Here is a 12,159-nt window from a genome sequence, read left to right as displayed (position 1 = left end):
TCGTTTCCTAGTTTAACGCTTTTTGAATCGCTTCAATGACACGGTCTGCTTGGAATGGTTTTACAATAAAATCCTTGGCACCAGCTTGAATCGCATCAATAACCATTGCTTGCTGTCCCATTGCAGAGCACATAATAATTTTAGCGTCCGGATGTGACTCTTTAATTGTCTTTAATGCTGTAATACCATCCATTTCTGGCATTGTAATATCAAGAGTTACTAAATCAGGCTTTAACTCATTATATTTTTCAACTGCTTGCGCACCATCCTGCGCTTCTCCTACAACTTCAAAGCCATTTTTAACTAAAATATCCTTGATCATCATTCGCATAAATGCTGCATCATCTACAATTAAAATACGATTTGCCATATGTAATTCCCCCATAATTATCTTAGTTTTTTCAATCTATCAGATTGACTTGCAATGTCCGTTAAACGTACGCCAAAGTTTTCATCAATAACGACAACTTCACCTTTGGCAATCAATTTATCATTTACTAATATATCAACAGGCTCTCCGGCCAACTTATCTAGTTCAACAATCGATCCTGCTTGCATGTCAAGAATCTCCTTAATAGATCTTCTCGTTCTTCCAAGCTCAACTGTTACCTTTAATTGAATATCTAATAGCATATCTAAGTTACGTTGTTCATTTTGAGCAAGTTCAACCTGATCAAAATTAGAGAATGCCGCTTGTTGAACAGACGCGTTTTGGACGTTTGTTGGGTTTCCGATAAATTGTGGCTCACCAGTAATTTGGTCTGTTGCTACTACATTTGGCTTAGTGTGATTATTCTGCCCATTCATATCCACTTCTCGTTCCATTTCAATTGTAGCTGCTTGCTCCTCTTGATTTGTTATTTCTTCAACTAATTGTTTTGCAAAATCAATCGGCATCACTTGCATAATGTTAGAATCAACTAAAGTTCCAACCTTTAATTGAAAGGATACCTTAACAAGCGCTTCTTCTTCCTTAATTTGTTCGTTTTCTTTCACATCATCTTTTTGATTTAGTTGAATCGAAGGTGGTGAAATATCTACTTTTTTCTTAAAGACAGTGGACATACTCGTAGCAGCCGCACCCATCATTTGGTTCATTGCTTCTTGAACTGCGCTTAAGTGGATTTCATTTAATTCTTCTTCAGGTGATTGCCCATCTCCACCAAGCATAACGTCCGATATAATTGCAGCATCTTCTGTTTTCATAATGAACAAATTACTTCCTGTAAAGCCTTCCGTATAGTTCACTCGAATGCTAACATGTGGAATAGAGAATTCTTCCATGATGCTTGTTTGCGTCATAATAGATACTTCTGGAGTTGTTATCTCTACTTTTTGACTTAATAACGTCGACAATGTCGTTGCAGAGCTTCCAAAAGAAATATTACCAATTTCTCCGAGCGTATCCTTTTCAATTGTTGTTAAATATTCTTCTTCACTATGAAGGGATGTATCATCATCGTCACCGACCTTCAATAGTGCATCTATTTCATCCTGTGAAAGCATTCCATCATCCATCATTTTGATTCCCCCCTTTAATTTCTTCCAATAGTTGAACAGACATTTTATTTTTTACTTTTCCAGGCTGTACAAGGAATTTCGGTTCATTGTTAAACAACAATTGTAATGGCTGTTCAATCGATTGATTTAATGAAATTACATCATTTGCTTTTAGTTTTAAAAATTGCTCAATATTTATGGAGGTTTCTCCCAAAATCGCCTTTACTTCAAGTAATGCAGGCTGAATGTTTGCAGAAATCTTCTTAGAGGCTTCTACGTCTCGCTTTTCCGGTGTCGCCTGCATCCAATAGTGTACAGAAAGCCTCGGAATAATTGGTTCAAGTACGATATGTGGAATACAAATATTGATCATTCCACTTGCTTCACCGATTGTTGTGTTTAAGGATACGACAACAACCGTTTCATTTGGTGCAACCATTTGAAGAAATTGAGGATTCACCTCTAAATCTTCTAGAATTGGATCGATCTCAATAAGATCGGACCATGCTTCCTGAAGATTAACAACAGCTTTTTCAAATAGCTGTGTCATGAGTAATGTCTCTATTTCTGTTAGATTTTCAACCTTATTGATGCTCGTACCCTTTCCACCAAGAATGCGATCCAACATACTGTATGCAATGTTTGGATTTACCTCCATGATAATTCTTCCATCTAGTGGAGCAAGACTAAACACATTTAATATCGTCATACTTGGTATGGATCGAATAAATTCCTCGTATGGAATCTGATCAACAGACGCGACCGATATATTAACATATGTGCGCAGTTGGCCAGACAAAAACGTGGTCAATAGACGCGCATAATTTTCGTGAATACGGCTTAAACTACGAATCTGATCCTTGGAGAATCGTAAAGCTCGTTTAAAATCATACACTCGAACCTTTTTTTCCTTTTCCTCTTGAATGAGTTCGTCAGCATTCATTTCACCTGATGAAATTGCAGATAACAAAGCATCTATTTCGTTTTGTGATAATACTTCCTCGACCAAAAAATCACCTCCACATTGGAGAAAATACCACTGCTTATCATTCTATTCTTTAAATCTCCTTATTGGAGAATCTTATTAATGGTATAAACATCGGTTATTTTTCCATCTTTCATAACTTCGTTTAATTTCGATTGAACAACATCTTCTAGATCGGACAAGCCGGTTTTAAAATCTTCTTCATTCATCTTCGCGAGCTCTTTAATTAGGATGTTTTTTACTTGAAATTCGCGTTTACTAATTTCTTTTTTTGCATCTTTTCCATCCGTTAGTATTTGAAATTGAATACGGACAAAGCTTCCATCTTCAAGATCAGTTGTAACTTCTGGTGTTTCATACGAATATTCCACGATGTCATCAATCGTCTGTGCATCGCTTCGATTGTTATTGCCAATAAGGTTCAAAATGATGACAGCTGCAACAGTAGCAATAAATAACAAACTAATTAATGATGTGATCGTCATTTTAACCATTTTATTCATTTCCTTCACCTGCCTCTTCCACAAATAGTCGCTGTAATCCAATCTTTTCATAATATGCTGTCACTAATTGGATAACTGTTTTTTCAGGTTCTTTCACAACAATTTTCTTCCCATTAAACATCGTAATGGTAGTATCAGGAAACGATTGAATTTGTTCAATCATAATTGCATTTAAGGTGAACGTATCTCCATTAAGCCGTGTTAATTGAATCATATTGGGCGGAAGTGCCTAAATTAGACACTTCCTACCTCCTTATTTTTATCGTTTTAAGTTAACAAGCTCCTGTAGGATTTCATCAGATGTTGTAATGATTCTAGTATTTGCTTGGAAGCCACGCTGAGCTGTAATCATTTCCGTAAATTCCTCAGCTAAGTCTACATTCGACATTTCAAGCGCACCACTTATAACGGATGCTACTCCATCTGTTTCAGGTACAAGTAAATTTGCTGATAAACCTGCGTTTTGTGTGTTTAAGAACAAGTTACTTCCTGCTTTTTGAAGACCTGCTGGATTTGAAAATTGCGCAAGCGCAATTTGCCCTGCAACTTGTGTATCACCTGCTTGATCGATATACGTAACCGTACCATTTGATTCCACACTAAAGCTTTTAGCCGTGCTAGGAATTTGGATTGTCGAATGTGATGCAGTTGAGATAGCTCCCGATGCTGTATCATATGGAAAACCTATTAAATACAACCCTTGTGGATTAACAATACTTCCATCTTCATCCAAGTAAAAGTTCCCTGCACGCGTATAAGCTACACTAGCAGTATCAAGCGGGATATTTGTTGGATCAGCACCAATATCACTTGCCACAACAAACATTCCATCTCCTTCTAATGCAAAGTCTAATGGGTTGTTCGTTGTTTGACGAAAGCCTTGTGTATGAATGTTATCAATGGAACCTAATTGCGAGCCAAGACCTACCTGTGCAGGATTCACTCCCCCGCGAGTTGCATTTGGCGCTTGAGCTCCACGCGTCATCTGACTCATCATATCTTGAAACGTTGCACGTCCTTTTTTAAATCCGGCGGTATTAACGTTAGCGATATTGTTACCAATTACATCTAGCTTCGTTTGAAAGTTTCGCATTCCTGAAATTCCTGAGTACATTGAACGTAACATATTCATTCTCCCTTATTGTATGTTAATTAGCTGTATCAATCCTTCAACAGCCCTTGGCTTCCCATTCGGGTCCAGCCTATTGGTTAATAACGATTGTTCCGTTAATATTGGTAAAGATTCTACTTGTTGCTTCTTCACGGTTCATTGCCGTGACGACAACGTTGTTTTTTAGATTCACAAGTAATGCAGCATTACTTGTTACGACTAAAGAATCTGTTACACCTTTATCTCTTGCTTCCGTAACCTTTTGCGAAATCGTCTGCCACTCTTTTGCGTTAATTGTAATATTTCGCTCTTGAAGGCGTTGCGTGGCATGTTTACTTAGCTTTAATTCTTCTTGTTGTAATAATATTTCTTTAAAGCTAGCAGTAGGTTGTTTCGCTTTAGTTGGTCCTTTAGGAAGCGGTAAAATATGATGTTGCTGTAAATGTTGGATACGTGGATCCATTTTGATTCACTTCCTTACGCGTTTCCTCCTTGGTCGCCATTTTCATTGTCAAAAGTAGGATCACTGATTTGCGTGATTGCATCAGCATACACCTTTTCTCCGTTATCAAGCTCTAATATAGCCCAGCCATCCTTTTGACTCACCGCAACCACTTTTCCTTTTTCCGTTCCTGTCACTTGGCCAGTTTCATCATCGAAAACTTGATACGTAACTTCTTTGCCTACCATGTGACTGTACTGAATCACTGGTGACATCAATTGACTTTGCACCAATGTTTCTATTGAATTAGACATGTTCATCATTTGTTCAAGTGAAGAGAAGGTTGCCATTTGTGCAACAAAATCGCGATCTTCCATCGGATTTAATGGATCTTGGTTTTGCAACTGTGTCATCAATATTTTTAAAAATTCATCTTTTCCTAACTCAGCACTTGGCGTTCTTCCCTTTGGCTGGTTGTTTAAATAAAGTGATGGATCAATTTTAGTCATCTCATTCACCTACACTTTCTCATTCATTAGGAAGTCACTGAATTGTAGCTCAGCATTTTCCTCCTGTTGCTGTTGTTGCTCTTTAGCATCGCCAGACTCGTTTTGTTGCTGTTCCTTTAACATTTGTTCCCCTTGCTGTTCTTTCGTAAAGCTCTGCGAAGATTGTAATGTGATTTCTTGCTTTTCAACCACTACCTGGTGCGGTGAAAACATGTGCTTTAGTTGATGCATATTTTTTTCAAGCATCTCTTTTGCAGCATGGGAAGAAACAAGTATTTTCACTGCCATTTCACCATTTATCTGTGTGAAACGAACCATCATCTCACCAAGATTTTCAGGGCGTAGCATGATCGATAACTGTTGTTTTCCACCTGGCGTCGTCAAAAATCGACTTGATTGAACAATTCTCTGAAGCTGATCCATTGTTTCTGTTTCAGCAGTTGGAGAGTGTTGTGGTTGATTAATGTATAACACATATTGTTCTACCTTCGACATTGGTATGTTATGACCCGCTGGCACAGTGTGTAAAACAGGGCGATCTACCGTCATTGATGTTGACTCTATTGCGTTTGCTACCCACTTTGCTACATCCTGACTACTCACCTTGGATTCCATTGCATATAATTTATTAGAGGCAAATTGATTTCGTTTATGAAAGGCTTGAACAAGCTCCTTCCAAATGCCATTTAATCTTTTTTCCTCGTTAGGTAAAGCATCGAATAATTTTGCCAACTCTGGCGTAGCAGACGTTTTCTTGCTAAGCATCTCCCATTGGTTTAACAAAGTAAGCAGCTTGGGAGCAACCTGTTTCATATCTTGCTCATTGACAATTCCCTTCAATAACGAGTGGGCTTCTTTTACAATCTGTATAAGCTCTACCAGTATTGGATTGATTCTTATGGCTTCAAGGTCTAATGTGTTCAACCCTCCAAGTTTTTCAACTTCCGCGAGTAACTTGTCCAGTAGCTCCCCTTGTTCTTGTGTTGTTGCTTTATCGTCTAGTAAGATCCCCAATACACCTTCAGAACCTAAATCAGATATACCTTCTCCTTCACTCCCTGGAATAGTTTCTAGTGAAGCATCATCTCGTCCTAGAAAAAGCTGTGTTAAGAGTGCTTGCAACTCCAATTGCGACTGGTTACTCGGTAGCGTAGGATTGCCTTGGTAAAAAGACATAAATGGATTTGACTCGTCTTTAAGCACCGCTTGATTTCGAGCTAATAAAGCATGAAATAAGGCTTCCTTATTTAAGTCATCTGTAGGTTGCTTGTTTTCTCCCATCAAACGAGCGTTTACGTTTCCTTGTTGAAATAGCATGGCAATCGCATTCATTTTTTCACCTCCTTTCAATTAAAAATTGAAAATTTATTATTCATTACTATTCATTAAGCGTTGTGTTAAATCTGCAGCTATTTCTGGATCCATTGCTCCTAAAATTTTACCGCGAACTTCATTTGAAAGTTCATTCATTAGGATAATTGCAGTTTCCTTTTCCATCTTTGTAACAATATTTGCAGCTTTCACGTCATCCATATCTTGAAATGAACGAGCAATTGCTTTTATGTTGTTTTGCTCGGAACCGGCTTCATCTTTGGATGCATTAGCATTTTTCTTTTCTAATTTAGCAATTTCCTGTTTCAACTGCTCGATCGTACCTTCAAGGCTTGCAACTTCCTCATTTAAATCCTCAATTTGTGCATCTTTTCCTTCTATTACACGCTTCGTTTCTTGCTCTTTATCTTGCTTTACTTTTTCTTCATCTGTTGTAATGACAGATGAAAGAACTGGAATTTTATTGCCCGTGTTTTTTGCCCAGTCCACCACATTTACGCCGGCAATGCTAAAAATAACAGCCGCTAAAATTAATGCGATAACCACTGGTATCACAATGGCAAAAATAAACCAAAGAATCGGATTCATCTTGTTTTTATTTTCTTTTTTTTGCTTGACCATATGTCTCACCTATTTTTATAGCTAATATGCTGTTGGATTGATATTGCATCCATGGATTCATTTTCCACTTTTTGAGCTAACTCTTCCGCTGCTTGTCTACGATGTTCAATTACGCTTTCGAATTTTTTCACTTCAACATGCGCATCCGTAAGCTTTAACTGTTTCGATTCCATTGATTCCCGCGCTTTTTGAACCGTTGCTTGTAAATCTACTATTTGGCGATTTAAACTTTCAATATAGGCCATTTGCTCGCGTATTTTTTCTAATGAAATCGAATCTGCTAAAAACGCGTCGTAAGATTTTTCAGCATCCTCTTTTTTTCTTAATATCGTATAAAGCTTTGTTGCCACTTCTTCAAAAATTTCCATCGACTCACGGTAAGCAATTTGTGCATCTTTTTTTTCTTGTTCGCGCAAATTGAGAACCTTGGAAAGTGCCATCGTTTGAACCATTTATGCATTTCCTCCATTCAATAGCTCCGACATTTGAGTAATTGATTCATCCAATGTGACAGATTCATAGACCCCTTGTTGCAAAAACCGCTGTATCTTTGGATGAAATGAAATTGCTTGATCAATTTCAGCATTTGTTCCTCTTTTATATGCGCCAATTTGAATGAGCTCACTATTTTCTTCATATGTTGCCATTAACGATCGCAACTTTTGGGCTACCTCTAAATGCGTTTTGCTCGTAATCTGATTCATTACACGACTAATTGATTTCAAGACATTTATCGCTGGGTACTGCCCTTTTTCAGCAAGCTTCCTATCCATAACGAAATGACCATCTAATATCCCTCGTACCGTATCGGCAATCGGCTCATTCATATCATCACCATCAACTAGAACGGTATAAAATGCTGTAATGGTGCCATTTTCATTTGTGCCTGTTCGTTCTAACAATTTAGGTAATGTCGCGAATACAGATGGAGTGTATCCCTTAGTTGTTGGTGGTTCACCTGTTGCGAGACCAATTTCTCTTTGCGCCATCGCTACACGTGTGACAGAATCCATCATTAGATTCACTTGATAACCTAGGTCTCGAAAATATTCACTAATTGCTGTCGCTGTATAAGCTCCTTTTATCCGCATTAAAGCAGGTTGGTCAGAGGTGGCAACAACAACAATGGATTTTTTTAATCCTTCTTCCCCTAAATCGTTATCAATGAATTCTCTAACTTCTCTCCCACGTTCACCGATTAATGCAATTACATTAATATCTGCACTACTGTTACGAGCAATCATTCCTAGAAGTGTACTTTTTCCAACACCACTTCCTGCAAAAATACCAATACGCTGTCCCGTTCCAACTGTGAGAAGTGAGTCTATTGCCTTCACTCCAACTTGGATCGGTGCATTTATTGGAGGACGGGTCATTGGATTTGGTGGAGTCTGCTCTGTTAAGTAATTTGATAATCCTTTTGGAAGCAATGATTGATCTAAAGGGACACCTAAAGAATCTACTACCTTTCCCAATAAACCTCTTCCTACTTTAATACTTAATGGTTTTCCTGTTGATTCTACTAGACAGCCTGGTCCAATCTCCGTTACCTCTGCATATGGCATAAGAATGATGCGTTCATGATTAAAACCAACAACTTCCGATAAAACGGGGGATTTATTTTTGTTTGCCGGATGAATGTAGCATACTTCACCAATATTAGCTGCCGGTCCTAACGATTCGATCATTAAACCAACTACTTGTAAAACCTTTCCATAATGCTTATAAGTATCAACTTGGTCAATTGCTTGCTTTATAAGAGAACTATTCATTATTCATTCCCCGCCATTATTTCACTAAGTGCCTGTCTAATTTGGCTTAATTGCGTGTCAATACTTGCATCGATCTGCCCAAATGGATGTTCAATAATGCACCCATCCTCTGGAAGCTCATCATTTGCATAAATAGAAAGCTTGGTATCATCTTCTACGATGCGAGAAAGCTCACTTTTTTGTTGTAATACAAATTCATAGGAATTTGGTGGAACATAGATTGAAATGATCGACTTATCCTTTATTTCTTTTATTGCATCTTGTAACAAACCGATATATGCGGAAGGTTCCGCTTTAATTTCTTGATTCAATATTCTCTCTGAAATATAAATCGCTAAATCCAATATCGTTTGATCACTTCGTTCAACAGCGGCATGATAATCCTTTCGGGCAGCATCTGTAATAGTGTTCGCCTGCTCAATTAACTGTTGATACTGTGTGAGGCTTTCTTGTTTCCCAAGCTCAAAACCAGCTTGATAACCTTCTTCCTTTGCTGCCTCCATTAATTCATTACGCTCGTTCTTCCAGTTTTCTTTTGCTTCATTAATCCTAGAAGTTGTTTCTTGAAGTAGTCTTTCTTGTTCTTTCTGGATGCTCTGCAACTTCTCTTCTGAGTCTTTGATCGAAGCAAGGAGATGCTTCTTCTCTATTAATAAGCTATCATTTGTTGTCGAGACTTGAGGTGGTGATTCAACTTGAATTGATTTAATCTTTATTACTCTTTCGCCATGTAGATTAGACAATGATATCGTCTCCTCCGCCTCGAGCTATCACGATTTCTCCAACTTCTTCTAGTCTTCTAATAACAGCAACAATTCTTGTTTGCGCTTCTTCTACGTCACGCAACCTGACAGGCCCCATATATTCCATCTCTTCTTTAAAGGTTTCTGACATTCGTTGTGACATGTTTTTAAATACGATTTCTTTAACTTCTTCACTAGCGACTTTTAATGCCAATCGTAAATCTTCATTTTCAACTTCACGGATAACACGTTGAATTGCGCGATTATCCAATACAACAATATCTTCAAAGACAAACATGCGTTTCTTAATTTCATCTGCTAGATCTGGGTCTTGAATCTCTAAAGCATCAAGTATCGTACGCTCAGTACTACGATCTACTCCATTCAACACTTCAACAACAGCTTGGATACCACCTGTTTGCGTATAATCCTCTGTAAAAGATGAAGAAATGTTTCTTTCGAGTATTTGCTCGACCTGTCCAATTATTTCAGGAGAGGTGGAATCCATTGTCGCAATTCGTTTCGCAATATCCGCCTGTACCTCTTGTGACAACGCAGACAATATTTGCCCTGCTTGTTCCGGATCTAAATAGGAAAGGACGAGTGCAATAATTTGCGGATGCTCATTTTGTATAAAATTTAGAATTTGCTGTGGATCTGCTTTCCTTGCAAAATCAAAAGGTCTTACTTGCAAGGAAGACGTTAGTCGGTTAATAATACTAGATGCTTCCTGCGAACCAAACGCTTTTTCAAGCACTGTTTTCGCATAACCAATTCCACCTTGCGAGATATAGTCCTGCGCTAATGCTATTTGATGAAATTGTTCTAGTACTTGTTCCTTCATTGAATTATCTACTTTTTTTACTGAGGAAATCTCTAAGCTGAGCTTTTCAATCTCCTCTTCTGATAAATGCTTATATACTTGAGCAGATACGTCCGGACCAAGAGAGATTAATAGTATCGCCGCTTTTTGTTTTCCTGTCAGTCCTTCTTTTTGTCTTGCCATGTCCGATAAACCTCCTACTCTTCCCCAATCCAGCTACGGAGTAATTTCGCAAAGTCTTCTGGCTTGTCTTGCGCCATTTTTTCGAGCTGTTTTTTGCGAACGACTAATTCAGAATCTGGATTTTCTTGAATGTCCGGAATTTCCATTTGCTGTTCTAAATTAGTTGACTCTTCCATTAATGCCGCTTCATTCTTCCTTCTATTCCGTATTAAAAGGAATATTAAAATAGCGATTATCAATAAAAGTGCTACACCAGCAATGTACATCCACGTTGAAATACCTTTACTTCCACCAGAAACATTTGCATTCGTACTAAATTCTTGAAAAACGATAGAGGTTTTATCATCTGGTATTACTTCGCCATACTCTTTATCGACTGACGTACTTATAATCGAATTAAGGATGGAAGCAATCCCTTCCTGTACAACGCCCTGTTCTTGTTGAGATAAATATTGAATGTTATTTCCGTCTTTCGTTTTCACATTGTTCACCGCTACTTGAATCCCTAAGTCTCGAACCTTATAAGGACTTTCGACGATTTCCTTCCGAATACGGTTAAATTCATTATTAATTGTTTCTTTTACTAGTTCATATTCCCCATCACTATTGGATTCTGTCGCTTCATAATTCGGAATATCGCCTTCCCCTGTTCCAGTTGTTCCTCCTACAGGTGGATTTCCTGAGTATGTTTCATGTATTTTTTCTACACTTACAGGTAGACCTTCCATATTTTCTTTATCTACTGGGTCGACAATTTCCTCAACCCTGTTTTCCTTCGTAAAATCAATGTCAGATGTTACAGAGACGATGACATTATCTAAACCAACCATTGTACCAAGCATTTGCTGTACACGACGTTGGATATCTCGTTCAAAATCTTTTTTTACTGTTTGTTGATATGTATAGTTATCTTGTGCAACATTACCATCTGCATTACTTTGATCGTAATATTCAAAGTACTGGTTCATTATTGCGATGTTCTCAGGTGGTAGATTGGGCACTGCTTTTGACACTAAATGATATAACGAATTAATTTGATTCCCTTGAAACTGATAGCCTGGCTGCACTGTTAAAACAATTGAAGCGCTCGCAGGCAGTGTTGCCTCACTCACAAACACAGGTTCCTTAGGCATGTTAATCATTACTTTTGCATTTTCGATGCCTTCAATTCCTTTTATCAAATTTTGCAGCTCGGTTTGCATTGCATCGAGCTTCATAATATTAAACTCATTATCTGTTATGCCCCATGAAACATTTTCACTAAAAAAAGAGTAATCGATATTCCCACTATTCGGAATCCCTTGGCCTGCAAGTTCTACAAGTAATGTATCTGCTTGCTCCTTTGGCACAGTGATAATGGTTCCACCCTGTTCCAACTCATAGGGAATTCCTCTCGTATCTAATTCCGCTTTAATTTGTCCTACTTCCTTAAGAGACAAATTATTATATAAAGGAACATACTTCGAGCTAGTAGAAAGTAATGAAATAACTACCAATAATGCAATCACTATTCCAATAGAACCAAAAATAATTCCTTTTTGAGTTTTTGAACGGTTTGTCCAAAAAAGCTTTGCCTGCTGATTAAATTTCATCATTTTTTCCTTCATATAATCCCCCGCCAAAGTTCACAAACAT

General features: G+C 37.8%; 15 protein-coding genes. All 15 read right to left on the bottom strand.

From position 1 onward, the window contains the following. Positions 1–7: 7 nt before the first annotated feature. Positions 8–370 (bottom strand): response regulator, encoded by a 363-nt coding sequence (locus QBK89_RS05165; protein WP_284139961.1) that lies wholly within the window; start codon positions 368–370, stop codon positions 8–10. Positions 371–387: 17 nt separating this feature from the next. Next, positions 388–1,521 (bottom strand): flagellar motor switch phosphatase FliY, encoded by a 1,134-nt coding sequence (gene fliY / locus QBK89_RS05160; RefSeq protein ID WP_284139960.1) that lies wholly within the window; start codon positions 1,519–1,521, stop codon positions 388–390. Then, a complete protein-coding gene (gene fliM / locus QBK89_RS05155; protein ID WP_284139959.1) occupies positions 1,511–2,509 on the bottom strand; it encodes a flagellar motor switch protein FliM in 999 nt (332 codons plus the stop codon). The genes fliY and fliM overlap by 11 nt, the downstream gene beginning before the upstream one ends. A gap of 59 nt (positions 2,510–2,568) precedes the next feature. Beyond that, a complete protein-coding gene (fliL, locus tag QBK89_RS05150) occupies positions 2,569–2,988 on the bottom strand; it encodes a flagellar basal body-associated protein FliL (protein ID WP_284139958.1) in 420 nt (139 codons plus the stop codon). After that, complete coding sequence (locus tag QBK89_RS05145; RefSeq protein ID WP_284139957.1) at positions 2,981–3,202, bottom strand: flagellar FlbD family protein; 222 nt, start codon at positions 3,200–3,202, stop codon at positions 2,981–2,983. Before QBK89_RS05145 ends, fliL begins: the two co-directional genes overlap by 8 nt. 45 nt (positions 3,203–3,247) lie before the next feature. After that, the gene (flgG, locus tag QBK89_RS05140; RefSeq protein WP_284139956.1) at positions 3,248–4,114 is read right to left on the bottom strand and encodes a flagellar basal body rod protein FlgG; all 867 of its coding nucleotides are present in this window, start codon (positions 4,112–4,114) and stop codon (positions 3,248–3,250) included. A gap of 76 nt (positions 4,115–4,190) precedes the next feature. Beyond that, entirely contained in the window at positions 4,191–4,562 is a 372-nt protein-coding gene (locus tag QBK89_RS05135; protein ID WP_284139955.1) for a TIGR02530 family flagellar biosynthesis protein, read from the bottom strand. A gap of 14 nt (positions 4,563–4,576) precedes the next feature. After that, a complete protein-coding gene (flgD, locus tag QBK89_RS05130; RefSeq protein WP_284139954.1) occupies positions 4,577–5,050 on the bottom strand; it encodes a flagellar hook assembly protein FlgD in 474 nt (157 codons plus the stop codon). Between the two features lie 9 nt (positions 5,051–5,059). Further along, the gene (locus QBK89_RS05125) at positions 5,060–6,382 is read right to left on the bottom strand and encodes a flagellar hook-length control protein FliK (RefSeq protein WP_284139953.1); all 1,323 of its coding nucleotides are present in this window, start codon (positions 6,380–6,382) and stop codon (positions 5,060–5,062) included. A 36-nt stretch (positions 6,383–6,418) separates the two neighbouring features. Then, entirely contained in the window at positions 6,419–7,003 is a 585-nt protein-coding gene (locus tag QBK89_RS05120) for a MotE family protein (RefSeq protein ID WP_284139952.1), read from the bottom strand. Between the two features lie 5 nt (positions 7,004–7,008). Next, positions 7,009–7,455 (bottom strand): flagellar export protein FliJ, encoded by a 447-nt coding sequence (gene fliJ / locus QBK89_RS05115; protein ID WP_284139951.1) that lies wholly within the window; start codon positions 7,453–7,455, stop codon positions 7,009–7,011. After that, the gene (gene fliI / locus QBK89_RS05110) at positions 7,456–8,775 is read right to left on the bottom strand and encodes a flagellar protein export ATPase FliI (RefSeq protein WP_284139950.1); all 1,320 of its coding nucleotides are present in this window, start codon (positions 8,773–8,775) and stop codon (positions 7,456–7,458) included. Then, positions 8,775–9,518, bottom strand: a complete 744-nt coding sequence (fliH, locus tag QBK89_RS05105; protein WP_284139949.1) for a flagellar assembly protein FliH — start codon at positions 9,516–9,518, stop codon at positions 8,775–8,777. The genes fliI and fliH overlap by 1 nt, the downstream gene beginning before the upstream one ends. Continuing rightward, positions 9,511–10,524: a flagellar motor switch protein FliG gene (gene fliG, locus QBK89_RS05100; RefSeq protein ID WP_284139948.1), complete on the bottom strand. Its 1,014-nt coding sequence runs from the start codon at positions 10,522–10,524 to the stop codon at positions 9,511–9,513. Before fliG ends, fliH begins: the two co-directional genes overlap by 8 nt. A 14-nt stretch (positions 10,525–10,538) precedes the next feature. Then, a complete protein-coding gene (gene fliF, locus QBK89_RS05095) occupies positions 10,539–12,131 on the bottom strand; it encodes a flagellar basal-body MS-ring/collar protein FliF (RefSeq protein WP_284139947.1) in 1,593 nt (530 codons plus the stop codon). Between the last annotated feature and the right edge of the window lie 28 nt (positions 12,132–12,159).

Source organism: Virgibacillus sp. LDC-1 (genome assembly GCF_030137545.1).
Lineage (GTDB): Bacteria > Bacillota > Bacilli > Bacillales > Amphibacillaceae > LDC-1.
The sequence above is the reverse complement of the archived record's forward strand: the minus strand, read 5'-3'. Positions and strand labels throughout refer to the sequence as shown.